This window comes from Microbacterium sp. AG1240, assembly GCF_003635115.1.
Lineage (GTDB): Bacteria > Actinomycetota > Actinomycetes > Actinomycetales > Microbacteriaceae > Microbacterium.
Genome location: NZ_RBXJ01000001.1, coordinates 904,697 through 922,684, shown reverse-complemented (window position 1 = coordinate 922,684; position 17,988 = coordinate 904,697). Strand labels below are relative to the sequence as shown.

General features: G+C 67.6%; 17 protein-coding genes. 8 read left to right on the top strand and 9 right to left on the bottom strand.

Annotation, left to right across the window (positions count from 1 at the left end):
• Positions 1 to 106: 106 nt before the first annotated feature.
• Entirely contained in the window at positions 107 to 2,038 is a 1,932-nt protein-coding gene (locus DEU34_RS04235) for a DUF6541 family protein (RefSeq protein ID WP_121148955.1), read from the top strand.
• Positions 2,035 to 2,943: a glycosyltransferase gene (locus DEU34_RS04230; RefSeq protein ID WP_259460021.1), complete on the top strand. Its 909-nt coding sequence runs from the start codon at positions 2,035 to 2,037 to the stop codon at positions 2,941 to 2,943. The genes DEU34_RS04235 and DEU34_RS04230 overlap by 4 nt, the downstream gene beginning before the upstream one ends.
• A gap of 1 nt (position 2,944) precedes the next feature.
• On the opposite strand, the gene DEU34_RS04225 is transcribed toward DEU34_RS04230, so the two are convergent.
• A complete protein-coding gene (locus tag DEU34_RS04225) occupies positions 2,945 to 3,721 on the bottom strand; it encodes a glycosyltransferase (RefSeq protein ID WP_259460020.1) in 777 nt (258 codons plus the stop codon).
• Between the two features lie 119 nt (positions 3,722 to 3,840).
• Between DEU34_RS04225 and DEU34_RS04220 the strand changes: the two genes are divergently transcribed.
• Positions 3,841 to 4,836 carry a glycosyltransferase gene (locus DEU34_RS04220; protein WP_121148953.1) on the top strand — a complete coding sequence of 332 codons (996 nt, stop codon included), beginning with the start codon at positions 3,841 to 3,843 and terminating at the stop codon, positions 4,834 to 4,836.
• Here the strand turns inward: DEU34_RS04220 and DEU34_RS04215 are convergent.
• From DEU34_RS04215 to DEU34_RS04200, 4 genes are read right to left on the bottom strand one after another with little or no spacing between them, the layout of a single operon-like run.
• Complete coding sequence (locus DEU34_RS04215; protein WP_121148952.1) at positions 4,811 to 5,761, bottom strand: glycosyltransferase; 951 nt, start codon at positions 5,759 to 5,761, stop codon at positions 4,811 to 4,813. The genes DEU34_RS04220 and DEU34_RS04215 overlap by 26 nt on opposite strands.
• Entirely contained in the window at positions 5,761 to 6,153 is a 393-nt protein-coding gene (locus tag DEU34_RS04210; protein WP_121148951.1) for a DUF2304 domain-containing protein, read from the bottom strand. The genes DEU34_RS04215 and DEU34_RS04210 overlap by 1 nt, the downstream gene beginning before the upstream one ends.
• Positions 6,150 to 6,887: a glycosyltransferase family 2 protein gene (locus DEU34_RS04205; protein WP_121148950.1), complete on the bottom strand. Its 738-nt coding sequence runs from the start codon at positions 6,885 to 6,887 to the stop codon at positions 6,150 to 6,152. Before DEU34_RS04205 ends, DEU34_RS04210 begins: the two co-directional genes overlap by 4 nt.
• Before the next feature lie 36 nt (positions 6,888 to 6,923).
• Complete coding sequence (locus DEU34_RS04200) at positions 6,924 to 8,990, bottom strand: hypothetical protein (protein ID WP_147424005.1); 2,067 nt, start codon at positions 8,988 to 8,990, stop codon at positions 6,924 to 6,926.
• Positions 8,991 to 9,081: 91 nt separating this feature from the next.
• Between DEU34_RS04200 and rfbA the strand changes: the two genes are divergently transcribed.
• The 5 genes from rfbA to DEU34_RS04175 all read left to right on the top strand — a co-directional run bounded on the left by rfbA (position 9,082) and on the right by DEU34_RS04175 (position 14,048).
• Complete coding sequence (rfbA, locus tag DEU34_RS04195; RefSeq protein ID WP_121148948.1) at positions 9,082 to 9,951, top strand: glucose-1-phosphate thymidylyltransferase RfbA; 870 nt, start codon at positions 9,082 to 9,084, stop codon at positions 9,949 to 9,951.
• 3 nt (positions 9,952 to 9,954) lie between these two features.
• Positions 9,955 to 10,953 carry a dTDP-glucose 4,6-dehydratase gene (gene rfbB / locus DEU34_RS04190; protein ID WP_121148947.1) on the top strand — a complete coding sequence of 333 codons (999 nt, stop codon included), beginning with the start codon at positions 9,955 to 9,957 and terminating at the stop codon, positions 10,951 to 10,953.
• Positions 10,954 to 10,958: 5 nt separating this feature from the next.
• A complete protein-coding gene (locus DEU34_RS04185; RefSeq protein ID WP_121149709.1) occupies positions 10,959 to 12,374 on the top strand; it encodes a bifunctional dTDP-4-dehydrorhamnose 3,5-epimerase family protein/NAD(P)-dependent oxidoreductase in 1,416 nt (471 codons plus the stop codon).
• An 86-nt stretch (positions 12,375 to 12,460) separates the two neighbouring features.
• Positions 12,461 to 13,315 carry an ABC transporter permease gene (locus tag DEU34_RS04180; RefSeq protein WP_121148946.1) on the top strand — a complete coding sequence of 285 codons (855 nt, stop codon included), beginning with the start codon at positions 12,461 to 12,463 and terminating at the stop codon, positions 13,313 to 13,315.
• Between the two features lie 4 nt (positions 13,316 to 13,319).
• Complete coding sequence (locus DEU34_RS04175; RefSeq protein WP_259460019.1) at positions 13,320 to 14,048, top strand: ABC transporter ATP-binding protein; 729 nt, start codon at positions 13,320 to 13,322, stop codon at positions 14,046 to 14,048.
• 14 nt (positions 14,049 to 14,062) lie between these two features.
• Here the strand turns inward: DEU34_RS04175 and DEU34_RS04170 are convergent, their stop codons facing one another.
• From DEU34_RS04170 to DEU34_RS04155, 4 genes are all read right to left on the bottom strand, one after another.
• Entirely contained in the window at positions 14,063 to 15,157 is a 1,095-nt protein-coding gene (locus tag DEU34_RS04170) for a glycosyltransferase (protein WP_121148945.1), read from the bottom strand.
• Positions 15,154 to 16,620: an LCP family protein gene (locus DEU34_RS04165; RefSeq protein ID WP_121148944.1), complete on the bottom strand. Its 1,467-nt coding sequence runs from the start codon at positions 16,618 to 16,620 to the stop codon at positions 15,154 to 15,156. The genes DEU34_RS04170 and DEU34_RS04165 overlap by 4 nt, the downstream gene beginning before the upstream one ends.
• A complete protein-coding gene (purE, locus tag DEU34_RS04160; protein ID WP_121149707.1) occupies positions 16,617 to 17,084 on the bottom strand; it encodes a 5-(carboxyamino)imidazole ribonucleotide mutase in 468 nt (155 codons plus the stop codon). Before purE ends, DEU34_RS04165 begins: the two co-directional genes overlap by 4 nt.
• Before the next feature lie 180 nt (positions 17,085 to 17,264).
• Positions 17,265 to 17,888 carry a hypothetical protein gene (locus tag DEU34_RS04155; protein WP_121148943.1) on the bottom strand — a complete coding sequence of 208 codons (624 nt, stop codon included), beginning with the start codon at positions 17,886 to 17,888 and terminating at the stop codon, positions 17,265 to 17,267.
• Positions 17,889 to 17,988 lie beyond the last annotated feature (100 nt).

Genomic DNA, 17,988 nt, shown 5'->3' with positions numbered 1-17,988 from the left:
TCGGAGTCCGCCGATCTTGGTCCGTTATTCTTCCCTGCGGGCTCGGTGCCGATATGCGCCGAGTTCGAGCCCTCCGGGCCCCGCGCGCCGAGCGAAAGACATATGAATGACCTGGATTGATCTCGCCATCGCCGGCGCCCTCACAGCGGCCGTGGTGGTCCTTCCCGGAATTGTGCTCGCCGTCGTCATGGGATTGCGCGGGCTCGGGTCGTGGGCCGCTGCCTTCCCGTTCGGAGTCACCGTCGTCAGCACGGCCTCCGTCGCCGCCCCGCTCATCGGACTCTCCTGGTCGCCGCTACCCGTCGTCCTCGTGACGGTCGTGTTCGCAGCCGTGATCGTCGCAGTACGGTTCGCCGCCAATCGCGGCTGGCGGTTCCGTGCGTCGCAGCCGGTGAATCGAGGACACTGGGTCGTCGCCGCGGTGGTAGCGGCAGGGATCGTCGTCGCAGCACAGGTCGTCGTCGTCGTCGGTGCCCCCGACAACATCTCTCAGACGTTCGACAACATCTTCCATCTGAACGCCGTGCGGTATGCGTTGGACAACGGGAATGCGTCGCCGTTGTTCGTCGGTTCCATGACGAGCACGAGCGGCGGAATGTGGTTCTACCCCACCGCATGGCACGCGGTGGCCGCACTGGTCGTGCAGGCGACCGGAGCCTCCATCCCCGTCGCTGCCAATGCCATGGCCCTCGTGTTCTCCGCGCTCGCCTGGCCGGCGGGAGCGATGTGGCTGACGTCCGAGCTCTTCGGGCGCGGGCGCAGCACCGCCCTCGGCGCAGGACTGGCCATCATCGGGTCGGCGTCGTTTCCCCTGCTGATGATCGATTACGGCGTGCTTTATCCACTGCACATGGGGCTGGCCGTCCTCCCCGCCGCGCTCGCGCTTGCGCTACGGGCACTGCGGATCACCTCTCCCGGACGTCTGCCCATGGCGTTGACCGTGGTCGGCACCCTCGGAACATTGCCCGGCCTGGCCATCGCGCACCCCGGCGCTCTCGTGGCGTGGATCGTCTTCTTCTCGGTGGGAATCGTGTTCACCGCCGTCCGGGCGTGGAACGGCTCGCGCTCGAGCGGACAGCGCGTCCTCGTCGTGCTGCTCGTCGGTACCTACGCGGTCGTCGCCGCGGCCGTGTGGTGGGTCCTGCGCCCGCCGGCTGCAGCTCGGACGTGGGAGCCCGAGATGACCGTCGCCCAAGCACTGGGAGAGGTGTCCTTCGCGTCTCCCTACCGCGCGCCGCTCGCGCTGCTCGTTGCCATTCTCATGATCGCGGGAGTCGTCTGGGCCCTGCGGGCGCGTCGCCGCGCCCCCCTGTATGCGGTTGCCGCGCTCCTGGCCGTCGGCGGTCTGTACGTCGTCGTGGCCGCGCTCCCCTACCTCGACGTTCGCGACGTGCTGACGGGCAGCTGGTACAACAACCTCCCCCGGGTCGCAGCGATCCTGCCGACGGCGGTCGTCCCTCTCGCCGGCGCGGGTGCACTGCTCCTATCGTCGGGTGTGCGGGGCGCGGCTCGACGGGCGCGGCTGCGCGGCCCTCTCCGGGCGGTCGCGACCGCGGGCGTCCTGCTCATCGCCGTCGTCGCAGCGCTCCTGCCTATGAGGACGCCCATCGATACGGCGCAGGCGAATTACACGCTGAATGCCGACTCCCCCCTGGTCTCGGCCGACGAGATGGCCCTCATGCGGCGACTCGACGACGAGGTGGAACCGGACGCGGTGATCGCGGGAAGCCCGTGGACGGGTGCCGGGCTGGCCTACGCCATCAGCGGGCGGAAGGTCCTCCAGCCCCATACGCTCATGGACATCACGAGCGAGATGACCGCCATCAACGACGGTCTCGACCGTGCTGTGCCGGGCGGGTCGGTCTGCCGGGCGGTCGACGACACGAGGGTCCGGTACGTCCTCGACTTCGGCACCCGCGAGGTACACGGCGGCAATCACCCGTATCCCGGATTCAGCCGACTCGCCGCCTCGACGGCGGTCGAGCTCGTCGACCAGGAGGGCGACGCGCGCCTGTACCGCATCGTCGGTTGCGCATGATGACGGGCGACCGCGTCGTGGTCGACATCATGCTCCCTTTCTGGGGGCCGCCGGAGCTTCTGTTCGAGGCGGTGCGAAGCGTTCTCGAACAAAGCGACCCGGGATGGCGGTTGACCGTCATCGATGATGCATACCCGAGCACGGAGGTACCCGCGTTCTTCGCCGAACTCGACGACGAACGAGTGCAGTACCTGCGTAACGACAGCAACATCGGCATCACGGAGAATTTCCGTCGCTGCGCCGAGCTGGCCTCCGCGGACTACACCACGATCCTGGGCTCGGACGACCGTCTTCTCCCCGATTACGTCCGGTCGCTCCGAGACTTCGTCTCGCGCTTCCCCGACGTCGATATCTTCGCCCCGGCCGTCGTCGTGATCGATGAGAACGGCGATACCCACAGGCCACTGGCCGATCGTGTGAAGACCGTGTTGGCGCCGTCGCCGACGGCGGGACCGGTGCGTCTGGTGGGCGAGGGCCTCGTCTCCAGCCTCGTCCGCGGCAACTGGCTCTACTGGCCCTCACTGGCCATCCGCACCGCCCGACTCAAGCAGATCCCCTTCCGACTGGACCTGCCGATCATCCTCGACCTGGCTTTCATCCTCGACGTCGCCTTCGATGGAGGGACCGTGATGTACATGAACGGTACGCCGTCGTTCGCGTACCGGCGGCATGGATCGAGCCTGTCGCAGACGGCGATCTCCGACGGCGTCCGGTTCCGAGACGAAGCTCGCTTCCACCGCGAGATCAGCTCCCGTGCGCGCACCCGCGGATGGCGCAAAGCGGCGTGGTGGGCGGCGCTGCGTCCATCGTCGAGACTCCATTCCGCCGCAGCACTTCCGGGAGCAGTCAGGGCACGCGACTCCGCCGCTTCCTCCGCGGCGGCGCGGAACGCTTTCGGACGATGAGCTAAGCCCCGCGCCTGGACCGCCGGGTGCGGCGCACGGCTTCCACCGAGCATCGCACGAGCATGACCCGAGCGCGAAGCACCGCACGGACTCCGCGGGGACGCGAGGGCGACGCGTTCGCCTCATGCAACCGCCGCTGAACCGAAGGCGAGTGGACGTGCTCGAGCGAGGCCGCCGCGTTGGCGGCCGTGGCGATCCACAGATCGTGCGACTCCGTGAGGAAGGTCGGAAACGGTAGCACCGTCGGGAGGAACTCTCGGCGCACCGCCATCGCGCAGCCGAAGTACGGTGCAACGCCCGCCCAGATCGTCAGCTGCCGGCGGATTCGATCGGACGGCCGGGATCGTCCTAGCCGCCACGGGCGCCTCGTCAGAGGGTGCGGGAGGGGTGCACCGTCGCCCAGGAGGACGAGGTCGGATGCCGCGACGTCAGCAGATTCCACGGCAGCGCAGAGGAGATCGCGGCGCCCGTGGACCCAGACGTCGTCTTGATCGGAGAGCAGGATGACGTCGCGCGTCGCGAGCGAGAGAGCATGCTCGAATGTCGCCACATACCCACGATTGGTCTCGTGCCTCAGTATGCGCACTCGTGGATCGGCGAGCGTCTCGATGAGGGCGACGCTGTCATCTGTGCTCGCATCATCGACGATCACGATCTCGTCGTCGGACCGGAGCTCGTCGAGAATGGACTCCAACTGCGGCGTGAGCCACCGTGCGCCGTTGTACACCGCCATGCAGACCGAGACACGGGGGCCTGTCGGCGCGGAAGTGGTGTCCACTGTGTGTCCTCCGGTCGGATGCGCGATCGACGGCGCATTCCGTGCAGCTCGCCCGCGCCATCTAGACTATCCACAGCGCCGAGAGGCGCCGCCATGCAACTCAATCGGGAGGACGATCGATGCTCCGTCCCACACCGGGCGCCATCGTGATGGCCGTCTATGAGCCCGACCCGGAGCTCTTCCGACGGCAGATCCGATCCATCGCCGCGCAGACCGTCGCCGATTTCACCTGTGTGATCTCTCCTGACAGCGACCCCGCACCGATCCGCGCCCTCCTTGATGAGGCCGCCCCGGGCGACGGTCGTTTCGCCGTCGTCGACACGGGAGGGGTGCGGCTCGGGTTCTATCTCAACTTCGAACGCGGCCTCCTGTCCGTGCCGCCCCAGACGGAATGGATTGCCCTCGCCGATCAGGACGACTGGTGGTACCCCGAGAAGCTGGAGGTGCTGCTCCCCCACCTTGCGACGCACGGAATGGTCTCCGGTCAGGCCCGCCTCGTCCAATACCCGTCCGGTGAGGTCCTCGGCACGACCGAACGGCGCAACGGCTCGCTCGAGCGTCTGATACTCAGCAACCAGTTCACCGGTTCGCTGAGCGTGCTCCGCCGCGAGGTGCTGGACCTCGCCCTCCCCTTCCCACGACTGAGCACGAGGGCAGCAGCGCACGATCACTGGTTGGCCGTGTGCGCCGCAGCGACATCGGGCACGCACATCACGACTGACGTGGTGCAGGACTACGTGCAGCATTCCGCGAACGTCTTCGGTGATCCGACCTCCATGCCCTCACGCCCCTCCGTCCTCCAGTCATGGCGGAACGCACGAAAGATGAGTCGCAGCGCGGAGGGCGGTGACGACGTTCTCGCGGTCGTGCGCACCACGTACAACGTCTATGTGGGCTGGCGCGAGGCAATGACGGCGACCCTAGCCCGACGACGGCACGACGCCGCGTCGCTGGGCGTCCTCGAACGCAGCTTCGGCCCACGACGGCGACTGCGGGCTCTGCTTCCCAACCTCCGCGTCGCCGTCAGGGACGGCTATGTTCCCCGCGGATTCGCCGTGCAGTACCTGGCGAGCTGGTTGTGCGGGACGGTCAGTGCGCGACGCCGTCGCGACTGACCTCGACGCCGCTCCACCGCACGCCGTCGGCCACGTTCGAGAGACGAGCGGGTAAACGACCCATGGTGCCCCGGAACCCGGCGCCCAGGCCTCGAACGATGATGTGCGCGAGGGACCGGCGCGGTCGCGCCCCGAGAACGGCGACGACGAAGTAGGCGAGATCGACACCAGCATCCGAAAGCACCCTCACCGGGGCCCGCCGCGCGTAGGAACGGCTGAGCACCACACGGTTTCGGGCACGGTAGAAGTAACGGAACGGGGTGCTGACCGACGTCGTGACCTGCAGCCCCGGAGCCAGGCGCAACCGGATCATGCGTCCGAGCGAATGCGGCATCGACACGCCCCGCGCTGCGAGAACCTCCCACCCGTGGGTCAGTGCTCGCATCTCGAACTCCGTGTCGACGAGGTCGATGAAGTAATCATCGCGCAGTGCGCCGAGCGCGTTCCACGCTTCGCGCGGAACGAGCATTCCCGACTGGATGACTTTCCTCGCTCGGCATAGACCGGGCGCGAGGTCCGCCCCACGCGACTGAGCCGTATCGGCGAAGAACTCGGGGACGATCGCGGCGACCGACGAGGATATGGATTCGCGCGCCCGTGAGAGGGCGTCGCTCATCTGCTCGATGAAATCGTCCGCCGGTGAGGAGTCCTGATCGAACGTGAAGACGGCATCGGCGCCCGATGACAGCGCCCGCTGCACTCCGATGTTCAGCGCGTGCGCTATCCCCCGGTTCTCTTCGTGACGAACGACCTGGGCGCCGGCGTACTCCGCCGCCTCGTAGACGGCGTCCGATCCGGACCCGCTGCCGTCGTCGACTACGACCACGTCGCAATCACGGGCGAGCACGGCGACCAGGTCGGCGAGCGCCTCCGGGGGACGGAAGGTCGCGATGACGGCCGACGGTCGCGTGCGAGGCCCGGTCATCACCGGTCGGGGCCGTCCGAGGGATCGCTGTCGTCGGCGGAGACGGCGTCGAAGGCAGCCTCGATCCGCTCGACGCTCTCTCGAAGCACCGCGACCTCCTCGGCCAGGCGACGAATCTCTTCCTCAGCCTGGGACTGCTCCCACGAGAGGTGCAGCGCTACCCCCAGCAGGAGAAGGATCGCCAGGGTGAAGAGAAGATTCGCGGGCAGCTGGAATCCGAGGGATACCGTCGCCCACATCAGCAGCTGGGGGAAGATCCCGAGGACGAGCACGGCCGCACCGATGATGAGCCAGAGCACGGCGTACTTCTCGCGCAACTGGCGACGCAGGAGCATGGTGACGACCGCGACGACCAGCGCGATGGCGAGCAGGATCGCCCCGAAAACCATCATGCGCGCGCTCCCGGGCTGGTCGGTCCGGTCGGTCGACGCATGATCGCGAGCATCAGCGCGAAAACCGATCGGAGAAGGTAGATCGTCGATCCGAGGGCGCCCTGGCTGGGACGACCTCCCTGTCGCGGTCTCATCGCCACAGGCACCTGGGTCACCGTGAGCCCGACATGCGCGGCCGCCACGAGGCTGTCGATGGTGTCTCCGAGGTACTCCGCCGGGTAGTACCGAACGTACTGATCGATGGCGTGACGATTCGCGGCACGGAAGCCACTGGTCACGTCCGTGAGTCGGGTCTTGGCGACGCGCGACAAGATGGAGGCGAGGAAGACCATCGCCCATCGCCGAGGCCCGCGCGCCGAGAACTCCCCGACCTCGGCAAAACGCGCTCCGATCGAGATGTCGGCACGATCGAGCCCCTCGAGAACCGAAACGATGTCGCGGGGGTTGTGCTGCCCGTCGGCGTCGACCTGGATCGCACGGGCGAAGCCGTGCCGCTGCGCGAAGACGTATCCCGCCCGCATGGCTCCGCCGACTCCCAGGTTGAACGGCAAGACCAAGACACGTGCCCCCGCCGCCTTCGCCACCATCGCCGTGGAGTCGGTGGATCCGTCGTCGACCACGAGCACGTGAGCGGCCGGAAGCTCGCTGCGGATCTCTCGAACCGTGTTGCCGACGTTCCCCTCTTCGTTCCAGGCCGGGACGATGATCAGAAGATCGGCGAGCGACGTGGGCATGCTCTCATTCTAGGCGGGCGGGGCGCGTCGCCCCGGTCAGCGGGGCATCGCCGGGCCGAACGTGTACGAGGCGCGGAAGGATTCCGGCAGCCGTTCCACGACGGGCCAGCGCGGGCTCGCAAGGCGCGTGAGCGTCTCCACGTCCGGAACGAGTCTGAGCACTCCACCGGTGACGTAGAACACGTCCGGATCGCCGAACTGCACGAACGATCCATCGGTCAGATACGGGGCTCCCGACGGGACGCGCGCGATCGAGGCTGCCGACCAGGAGAGGAAGACCAGGGGCCGTCCGGCGTTGAGTCGCTGGAGCGTCTGCTGATCACGAACGTGCCGCAGGGTTCCGTCGGTATAGAGGAGCACGGGGTCCGCAGCCGGGTTCTTGACGAAGAACGGAGCGCTGACGGCGCTACCCCTGCGCGGAAGGACGGCGCAGACGGATTCCGGAAGAGCCGGGGCCGCCGCGGACGGGACTGTGCCGTTGACGGGGACGATGCCCGTTCCCCCGAGAGCGAAGACGGAGCCGCTGCAGGTCAGAACCGGGCCCAAGGTCACGTTCGACTTCGTGAACCCGCTCAAAGTGCCGTCGGGGTAGATCCGGTAACGCGTCACGCCCGCGTCGCGGGCGGTGTCGAACGAATCGACGTAGACCAACTCGGCCGCCGTCCCCGTGAGGTAGACGTTCGGCGTGGACTGCTCCTTGGCGAGGATCCCGGAGGCCAGGACCGGACGCCCGAGTGCAATACCGGCCGCCGACGCGGGCTTCATGGTCGCCACGTACGTCGGCCGGGAGCCGGTGAGCTCGGCCCACGCCCAATCGTCGACGACGTAGCGCTTCTGGTTCTCTCGCCAGACGTAGTAGTCGGCGGACCCCTCCGCCTTGAAATAGTCGCCGACGGCATCACCGGTGCGGAAAGCGTCGACGTGCGAGGGCGACAGATTGACGTAGTCACCGAACGAGTACCCGAACCGGGCGATGAGGTCGCCGCTGGAGAACCAGTGCTTGGTGCCGTCGCTCTCGAGAAGATACAGCGCGCCGCTGCGGGCGTCGTGAATATAGCGCGAGGCGTCCCTGCCGGCCGGCACCGAGGCGAGGTACGCATCAGGAACGGTGGACACCGTGGGCAACGCCGACATGAGCACCCGCAGAGTGGCCTCGTCCGGGATGTAGTGCTTGACGCCCTCCGTCACGAAGTACATCGCGGGCGACGAGGCGGACTTCACGATCGGGGCGTATCGCGTCTGAAGGCTGCCGAACCAGTCCGAGAAGTAGTTGTAGAAGTTGCGGTTGCCGTAACTCGAGCACCCGTCGCCCTCGCCGTAGCCTGCACGGAGCGCCGCCGCGTTGGGCTGATACGGCGTGTAGTAGTAGAGATTCGCCGTGGCCTGGTTCTCGATGTACACCGGCGAAGAACCGCACGACTGGTTCGGGTTGAACTGCACGTTCCACGTCTTGCCCGGTGCGTACCAGGTGAAGTACGTACTCTGCCCGTACAGCTTGAACTGCCGTGCGGCGCCGTACACCTGGTTGTAGAACCCGTAGTACCTCGTATCGCACGCGGCCGTATCCGGGCACCCCTGTCCCATCGCGATCGTGTAACGCCAGTCCGACGGCCACGTGTGCGTGACGAGACCTTGTTCCTTCTGGAGCGTTGTCAGGATCACCTGCGGGTTGATACCGCACGCGGCAGCCACCTTCTGGATGATGCGCGCCGCCGACTCAGCCGTTCCACCGTCATACCGGCCGCAGTACGCGTCGGCCGTTCGGGTGACGGTGTCCTGGCGGAAGTCCTTGAGGCAGACGTAGCCGGACTGGCAGTTCGGAACGCGGGCGCGAAGGAACGCATCGATCTGCGCCTCAGACATCGTCGTGGAGTCATAGAAGACCGCGTTCGAGATGATGTTCCCCGGGCGGAACTGCGAGAGATCGGCGGCGGACTGCACCTGCCGCGGGCCGACGGTGGACTGCGTCCCGACAGCGGCGGGGGCTGTCTGCGATCCGACAGCAGCCACGGCGACGTTCGGCGTCGCACCGATGAGCGCGAGCGTCGCAACGAACGCCAGGAACAACCGAAGCGGACGCGACCGCGCTGTGTTAGATCTCACCGGCATATTCTTGCGGACAACCCCGGCGGGCGCACGGCGATACGGGCTCGACACGCCAGAGCCGGCGAGCCCGGTGTGGCACGATTGACGGGTGAAGGGCATAATTCTCGCCGGTGGTTCTGGCACGCGGTTGCATCCGATCACTCTGGGTGTGTCGAAGCAGTTGATCCCGGTGTACGACAAGCCGATGGTGTATTACCCGTTGTCGACGCTGATGTTGGCGGGTATCCGCGACATTCTGGTGATCACGACGCCGCACGATGCCGAGCACTTCGAGCGGCTCCTGGGTGACGGGTCGAAGTTCGGGATCAATCTGTCGTTCGCGGCGCAGCCGTCGCCGGATGGGTTGGCGCAGGCGTTCACGATCGGCGCGGACCATATCGGCGATGACAAGGTCGCGCTCGTTCTGGGTGACAACCTGCTGTACGGGCCCGGTCTGGGGTCGCAGTTGTCCCGGTACGCGGACGTCGACGGGGGCGCGGTGTTCGCGTACTACGTCGCCGAGCCGTCGGCGTACGGCGTGGTCGAGTTCGATGCGGCGGGGCGTGCGGTGTCCCTCGAGGAGAAGCCCGCCACCCCGAAGAGCAATTACGCCGTCCCGGGGTTGTACTTCTACGACAACGATGTGATCGAGATCGCCCGGAACCTGTCGCCGTCGCCGCGGGGCGAGTACGAGATCACCGACGTGAACCGTGCGTATCTTCAGGCCGGAAAGCTGCAGGTCGAGGTCCTCCCCCGGGGGACGGCGTGGCTGGATACCGGCACGTTCGATCAGATGATGGACGCCGGCGAGTACGTCCGCACCATGGAGCGGCGCACCGGGATGCGCATCGGGGTGCCCGAGGAAGTCGCGTGGCGGCAGGGTTTCCTCTCCGACACGGAGCTGGAAGAGCGTGCGGGCAGGCTCGTGAAGTCGGGGTACGGGACGTACCTGTTGGATCTGTTGAAGCGAGGAAAGTGACGCATGGCACGTTTGTTGGTCACCGGCGGTGCCGGGTTCATCGGATCGAACTTCGTCCACCACGTCGTGGAGCACACCGACCACACAGTGACGGTGTTGGACAAGCTCACCTACGCCGGCAACGAGTCCTCCCTCGCCGGCCTGCCAGAAGACCGGGTCCGCCTCGTGAAGGGTGACATCGCCGACGCCGACCTCGTCGACACCCTGTTCGCCGACACCGACGCGGTCGTGCACTATGCCGCGGAGTCGCACAACGACAATTCCCTGAACGACCCGCGCCCGTTCCTGGACACCAACATCGTCGGCACGTACACGCTGCTCGAAGCCGCCCGCAAACACGGCACCCGGTTCCACCACATCTCCACCGACGAGGTCTACGGCGACCTCGAGCTCGACGACCCGGCACGGTTCACCGAGAACACCCCCTACAACCCGTCCTCGCCGTACTCCTCGACGAAGGCCGGCAGCGACCTCCTCGTGCGCGCGTGGGTGCGGTCTTTCGGGGTGCAGGCCACCATCTCGAACTGCTCCAACAACTACGGCCCGTACCAGCACGTGGAGAAATTCATCCCCCGCCAGATCACGAACGTGATCCGCGGCATCCGCCCCAAGCTCTACGGCGCCGGCGAGAACGTCCGCGACTGGATCCACGCCGACGACCACTCCTCGGCCGTCCTCACCATCCTCGACAAAGGGCAGATCGGCGAGACCTATCTCATCGGCGCCGACGGCGAGAAGGACAACAAGACCGTCGTCGAACTCATCCTCACCCTCATGGGCGAATCCCCCGACGCGTACGACCACGTCACCGACCGGCCCGGCCACGACATGCGCTACGCCATCGACTCCACCAAACTGCGCACCGAACTCGGCTGGGCACCCCAGTACCGCGACTTCGACGCCGGCCTTGCCGCCACCATCGACTGGTACAAAGCAAACGAAGCCTGGTGGGCACCCGCGAAAGACGGCGTCGAAGCCTTCTACGCCTCGAAAGGCCAGTGACCCCGATGACCGAGTACGCCAAGCCGCTCTCCGTCACCGAAACCCCGATTCCCGGACTGGTGGTCTTCGACCTCCCCGTCCACGGAGACGCGCGCGGCTGGTTCAAAGAGAACTGGCAGCGCGAGAAGATGACCGCCCTCGGTCTGCCGGATTTCGGCCCGGTGCAGAACAACATCTCCTTCAACGACGCCACCGGCACCACCCGCGGCATCCACGCCGAACCCTGGGACAAGTGGGTGTCCGTCGCGACCGGCCGGATCTTCGGCGCCTGGGTCGACCTCCGCGAAGGAGAAACGTTCGGCGCCGTGTACACGACCGAGCTCGACCCCTCGAAGGCGATCTTCGTCCCCCGCGGCGTCGGGAACAGCTACCAGACCCTCGACGAGAACACCGCCTACACCTACCTCGTCAACGACCACTGGTCGCCCACCGCCTCCTACACCTTCCTCAACCTCGCCGACGAAACCGCCGCCATCGCCTGGCCGATCCCGCTGGACCAGGTCGAGATCAGCGACAAAGACAAGGCACACCCGCGTTTGCAGGACGTGACCCCCATGCCCCCGGCGAAGATCCTCGTCACCGGCTCGAACGGGCAACTCGGCGCCGCCCTCCGCGACGCCCTCGGAGACGCACCCCACGTCGAATACACCACCCGCGACACCCTCGACCTCACCGACCCCGACCTCGGCACGGCCCGACGGTGGCGCGACTACGACACCATCATCAACGCCGCCGCCTACACCGCCGTCGATACCGCCGAAACCCCCGAGGGGCGCGCCGCCGCGTGGGCGGCCAACGTCACCGCCGTGACCAACCTCGCCACGATCGCCGCCCACAACGGCATCACCCTCGTCCACGTCTCCAGCGACTACGTGTTCGACGGCACGAAAGACGGCGCCTACAGCGAAACCGACCCCGTCGCACCGCTCGGCGTCTACGGACAGACGAAGGCCGCCGGCGACGCCGCGGTCGCCACCGCTCCCCGCCACTACATCGTCCGCACCAGCTGGGTCATCGGCAACGGCAACAACTTCGTCCGCACGATGGCCACCCTCGCCGAACGCGGAATCAACCCCACCGTCGTCAACGACCAGCATGGCCGGCTCACCTTCACCCCGACCATCGCCGACGCCATCCGACACCTCCTCGACACTCGCGCCCCCTACGGCACCTACAACGTCACCAACACCGGCGAGCCGACCACCTGGTACGACATAGCCCGCGATGTCTACCGACTCACCGGACACGACCCCGATCGCGTCACCCCCGTGAACACCACCACCTACTTCGAGAACGCCACGGGCCCCGTCTCCCCGCGCCCTCGTAACAGCACCCTCGACCTCGCCCGCATCACCGCCACGGGATTCACCGCCGCCGACGCGGGCGAGCTGACCGCAGGCTGGGTGAAGAGCTCCGCCTGACCCGCGCGGCGCGCTGTGGTGCGAGCGCACAGCCGATCGCGATTACAGTAGATGACCGCGCGCCCGCGCGCCGTGAAAGAAGACCCATGTCCGATCAGTCCTCATTCGTCGCTCCCGGCAGAAGCGTCGGGCTGGCAGACGTCTTCCGCCGGCGGTATCTCCTTTCGCTGATCGTCCGCAAGGAGATCGGCATCCGCTATCGCGGGTCCGTGCTCGGGTGGATGTGGTCGTACGTCAAACCGCTCGTGCAGTTCGTCGTCTTCTACCTCGCCATCGGTGTCTTCCTCGGAATGAACGGGCGCGTGGAGTACTTCCCGCTCTACCTTCTCGCGGGCATCACTGTCGTCACGTTCTTCAGCGAGGCCTTCACCAACGGCACCCGCTCGCTGGTCGACAACGCGGCTCTGATCAAGAAGATCTACCTGCCCCGGGAGATGTTCCCCGTCGCGAGTGTCCTGGTCGCGGCCGTCAACATCCTGCCGCAGATCGTCGTCGTCACGGTGATCGCCGTCTTCTTCGGCTGGGCGCCATCGGCATTGCACATCGCGGCCCTCCTGCTCGGCCTGATCATCGTCGCCATGCTGGCCACCGGGCTCGGCCTGCTTTTCGGGGCCGTGAACGTGACCTTCCGCGATGCTCAGAGCTTCGTGGAGATCATCACCATGTGCGCGGTATGGGCCTCGCCCGTGATGTATCAGTGGGAGATGGTCCAGGAGAAGGTTCCGGATTGGCTGTTCGTGCTGTACCGGATGAATCCGATCACGGCGGCGGTCGAGCTGTTCCATTTCGGCATCTGGTTCCCCCTGGGGCCGGTGAACGGACAATTGATCCCCGACATGTGGCTTTTCGCGGGGATCGGCGCAGTGCTCTCCCTCGCTCTTCTCGTGATCGGCCAGCTGGTGTTCCGGCGGTTGGAGGGACGTTTTGCACAGGATCTCTGAGCCCGTGACGACATCGAACAGTCGCATCGTGGTGGACGGCGTGCACAAGGAGTTCAAACTCCGGCACACGCACTCCATCAAAGAGACCTTCGTCGCGGCGGTTCGCCGTAAGCCGTTGACCACCAAGTTCCACGCCTTGGACGGCGTCTCCTTCGAGGTGGGCCAGGGCGAGTCGATCGCTCTTCTGGGCTATAACGGCTCAGGCAAATCGACGATGTTGAAGCTCATCTCGGGAGTCCTCCTCCCCGACACCGGGCGCGTGCTCACGCGAGGTCGCGTCGCGGGGCTGATCGAGGTCGGTGCGGGCTTCCACCCCGACCTCTCCGGGCGGGAGAACATCTTCCTCAACGCCGCGATCCTGGGCATGAGCAAGAAAGAGACGGAAGAGCGCTACGACGAGATCGTCGCGTTCAGCGAGATCGAACAGTTCATCGACACGGAGGTGAAGCACTACTCGTCGGGGATGTTCCTGAGGCTGGCTTTCTCCGTCGCCATCCACACCGAGGTCGACATCCTTCTCATCGACGAGATCCTCTCGGTCGGCGACGAGCCCTTCCAGCAGAAGTGCCTCGCGCGTATCCGCGAACTCCACGCGAGGGGGAAGACCCTCGTCGTCGTCAGCCACGACCTCGATATGGTCTCTGACCTCTGCGAACGGGGAATCCTTCTCCGCGATGGCAAGGTCAGGTACGACGGTGCGAGCAAGGATGCTGTTGCTCTGATGCGCAACTGATCAGCGAAGGCGGATCAGAGGTCGGCGTGAAGCGCCCAGACGCGCTCGGCCGATTCGCGCCACGAGAAGGCCTGCGCCCGATCGCGGGACAATACCCCCAGCCGGTCGGCCGCATCGCCGGTGGCCCGCACCAGCGCGGCACCGAGCTCTTCCTGCCCCACGACGATTCCCGCGTCGACGAGCACCTCGCGATGCACGGGCGCGTCCGCGGCGACGATCGGCACGCCCAGCGCCAGCGCCTCGACGAGGCGCCACGGCCAGTCCGACCGCGTCGACGGCGCGAGGAACACGCTCGCGCCTCCCAGGACGGCAGCGCGGTCCCACGTGTCGAGTGCGCCGCGGACGTGCACGCGCGAGGCTGACAGCCCCGCGGCCGCCGCGATCTCGACGACGGCCGGCTCCTCGCCCTCGGGGCAGTCGAGCACGACGACGTCGTTCGACTCGTTCGACTCGGCGACGGCGCGGAAGGCGTGCCCGAGGGCGTCCGACTCCGTCGCGCCACCTGCCGTGACGAGGAACGACGAGGGCAGGTCGAGTGCGCGGAGGCGCCCGACGTGGTCGTTGGGCACCCGGAACCCCGCGGGCGCGGCGCCGGAGATGACGCGCACGCGCCGGTCGAACCGGCCCAGGTCGCCGAGCTTCGAGGCGAGTGCATGGGTGGGAACCACGATCGCGTCGGCGTGCTTCTCGGCACGCTTGAGCATCGCCTTGTGCCAGACGACCTCGGTGCGCGAGAGGGTCTCGGGCGCCTCCCAGGCACGGAGGTCCCACACGGTCGCGACGAGCTGGTGCGTGTCGTTGACCCGGTCGTGCCGCACGAGGGGCGCCAGCAGCGTGGGCGAGTGGATCATGCCCTTCCCGACCCCGGGGGCGATCCCGAGCTGCCACGACGCGGCGAGCTCGCGGCGCGCGAGGGCGAGCCGGTGCACGTCGGCCAGACCCGCGGCATCCTCGTCGTCGAGCCCGGGAGAGGGCACGATCCCCTCGACGACGCAGCCCGACGGCGCGGTCTCGGCCAGGGCACGGACGAGCTCGCCCGACGCCTCGGCGAGTGCGGGGGCCGTGGGGGCGACGAGCTGGTCGAGGATGACGCGCAGCGCGACCGTCACTCGGTCGGCTCCGGGGTCGGCGGATGCAGCGTGCTGTCGATGAGCTGCCGGATGTACTCCACGTCGGGCGAGTCCTGCGAGATCTGATGCGCCTCGGGGGTCAGCTCGATCGTCGTGACCGGCTGCTCCTTCGCTTTCAGGGCGAGGTCGACGAGGGCCGGCAGCAGCCCCTGCGGCAGGTCGGTCTGCACGAGGTTCGTGCCGGCCGCCGCCACGTTCTGGAAGCGTGTGAGCACGGTCTCGGGCGTGAACTGCTCGAGGATCGCCTCCTGCAGCTGACGCTGACGCAGCATCCGGTCCCAGTCGTTCGTCGTGTAGCGGGAACGGGCGTACCACTGGGCGGTGTCGCCGTCCATGTGCTGCGCGCCGGGCTCGATCCAGCCGATCGCCCACTCGTCCGCCGGTTCGCCCGGGTACTGCGGGCCGCCGCCCTTGGGCAGGCGCTGGTCGACGGTGATGTCGACGCCGCCGAGGGCGTCGATCATGGCGGCGAAACCGTGCATGTCGATGAAGACGTAGTAAGGGATGCGGATGCCGAGGAGCCCCTCGGCGGCGTCCTTGGTCGCCTCGACGCCGGGCTCGGAGCCGTTGGCGACGGCGTCGGGGTAGAGGGCGGTGCCGTCGCGGCACACCTCCACCTCGGTGCGCAGCTGGTTGATGCCGCTCCCCCAGCCGCAGGTCGCGCTCGACTTGCCCTCGTGCACGTCGGGGTAGAGGTCTTGCATCGGCCCGGGCGCGAACGGGAAGTGCCCGAGGTCGCGCGGGATGCCGGTGATGGTGGTGGCGCCGGTGTCGGCGTTGACCGAGACGACGGAGATGCTGTCGAACCGCATCGAGTCGCGGCCTTCGCCACTGTCGGCCCCCAGCAGCAGGATGTTGTAATACCCGTCGGTGGGGGGCTCGACCGCGGCCGAGGAGCCGAAGATCGCACCCAGGGCGTCACGTGTCGAGCCGGCGACCTGCGCACCGTAGGCCGCGGTGGTCGACGAGGCGGCGGCGAGGATGATGGCGAGGACGGGAATCCCGATACGCGAGAGGGTCTTGACCCGCACGAGCCGCACGAGACGCAGCGTATCGACGGTGAGAACGATCCAGAGCACCGCGTAGGCGATGAAGAGCCCCTGCACGATGAGGAGCGGGATCGGACGCAGGAGCGACAGGGGTGCGGGCAACCAGGCCCCCGACGCGATGCTGAAGGTTCCGGAGGGCCAGAGCAGCGCCCCCAGACCCGCGAAGACCAGGAGCAGCCACATGAAGACCGTCGCGCCGAGTCCGAAGCGCCCGAGCTTGCGGCTCCCGGCGAGCACCTGGGCGGAGCCCGGCAGCAGGAAGTTGAGTGCGACGAGCCACCATCCCCGCGTGGTCATCATGCTGGCCGATGTCACGTCGGGGTTGCGGATCGGACGCGACTCGATGACGCTCTTGCGCACGGGGCGCTGAAGCGGCGGGCTCGCAACGCTCACAGCGACTCCTTCAACCGGCGGTTCTTCTCCTCGACCTGCGCTTCGAGGTCGCGCGCGAAGGCCTCCACGCGGTCGGCGATCGAGGGATCCCCGGCTCCGAGGATGCGGGCGGCGAGGAGCCCGGCGTTCTTGGCCCCGTTGATCGAGACGGTGGCGACCGGGATACCGGCGGGCATCTGCACGATGCTCAGCAGCGAATCCAGGCCGTCGAGCGTCGCGAGCTGCACCGGCACGCCGATGACGGGAAGAGCGGTGACAGAGGCGAGCATGCCCGGAAGGTGCGCCGCGCCGCCGGCCCCGGCGACGACGACGCGAAGACCGCGTCCGCGCGCCTCGCGGCCGTACCTCAGCAGTTTGTCGGGCGTGCGGTGGGCCGAGACGACCTCGACCTCGTGCGCGATCCCGAAGTCGGTGAGGGCTTGCGAAGCATCCGCCATCACCCGCCAATCGGAGTCGGAGCCCATGACGACGCCGACCACGGGCGCGTCGGAAGAATGCAGCGGTCGGGTCACGCCCACAAGGCTAGGACGCATCGCTGGAAGATCACCGCAACGCGCGGCAGTCGGGAGCGACTCGGATGCTGCGCACCCCCTCGCTGCCGTCGACAGGCCTGACTCGCGGGCCCATGCCGCACCGCGGAGCGGTCAGGCTCCCAGTGTGGCGAGGATGTCTTCGACGTACCCGTCGAGGGGGCGGTTCAGCCAAGAGGTCGCCACCCAGACGTTCCCCCGGAGCGCGTGGGTCTCTCCGCGGACGTACGGGACGTCGTCGAGGCTCACCCCGCGCTGTTCCAGGCTGCAGATCCTCGCACCGCCCTGGTCACCGCAACCGAACCCGCTTTCGGCGAGCTCCGTCTCGATCGCCGCGGCCTGCGCCGCGTCGACGACGGTGACGTTCGTCGTGATCCCGACGGTGCCGGGCGCCCCCCACGAGCAGCGCAGGGTGGGCAGGGTCTCGAGGTCGCCCAGGAGCGCGGCGTTCTGCGTCGCCAGCATCGTCACGGCCGGATCATTAAGGGGCAGGCCCTCCTGCTGCAGCGACGACAGCATCGACGGTGAGTAGACCTGCGCGCAGTCGCCGGGCAGGGCGATGCCTGCCGGAGTCTCGGAGACCGTGGGCGTCGGTGTCGCCTCTTCGGTCACCGACGATGTCGGCATAGACGAGGTCGGCGCCTCGGACGGGGTGGTCGCCGGTTCGGCGACGCATCCGGAGAGCACGACGGCGAGCAGCAGGGTGGTCACGCCGATCGTCGAACGGCTGCGGAACATGGCGCCTCCTGGGGTCGTGCTCGACAGTAGTCGACCGGCCCGACCGCCCCGCGTCGACGCACCGGCCCATCCTGCGGTCGCCGGCGTCGCACGGGCGCCC

Coding starts and splice junctions, on each gene's coding strand:
- DEU34_RS04235 (WP_121148955.1), top strand. CDS start 107: ATGACCTGGATTGATCTCGCCATCGCCGGCGCCCTCACAGCGGCCGTG.
- DEU34_RS04230 (WP_259460021.1), top strand. CDS start 2,035: ATGATGACGGGCGACCGCGTCGTGGTCGACATCATGCTCCCTTTCTGG.
- DEU34_RS04220 (WP_121148953.1), top strand. CDS start 3,841: ATGCTCCGTCCCACACCGGGCGCCATCGTGATGGCCGTCTATGAGCCC.
- DEU34_RS04215 (WP_121148952.1), bottom strand. CDS start 5,761: ATGACCGGGCCTCGCACGCGACCGTCGGCCGTCATCGCGACCTTCCGT.
- DEU34_RS04210 (WP_121148951.1), bottom strand. CDS start 6,153: ATGATGGTTTTCGGGGCGATCCTGCTCGCCATCGCGCTGGTCGTCGCG.
- DEU34_RS04205 (WP_121148950.1), bottom strand. CDS start 6,887: ATGCCCACGTCGCTCGCCGATCTTCTGATCATCGTCCCGGCCTGGAAC.
- rfbB (WP_121148947.1), top strand. CDS start 9,955: ATGGCACGTTTGTTGGTCACCGGCGGTGCCGGGTTCATCGGATCGAAC.
- DEU34_RS04185 (WP_121149709.1), top strand. CDS start 10,959: ATGACCGAGTACGCCAAGCCGCTCTCCGTCACCGAAACCCCGATTCCC.
- DEU34_RS04180 (WP_121148946.1), top strand. CDS start 12,461: ATGTCCGATCAGTCCTCATTCGTCGCTCCCGGCAGAAGCGTCGGGCTG.
- purE (WP_121149707.1), bottom strand. CDS start 17,084: ATGGGCTCCGACTCCGATTGGCGGGTGATGGCGGATGCTTCGCAAGCC.
- DEU34_RS04155 (WP_121148943.1), bottom strand. CDS start 17,888: ATGTTCCGCAGCCGTTCGACGATCGGCGTGACCACCCTGCTGCTCGCC.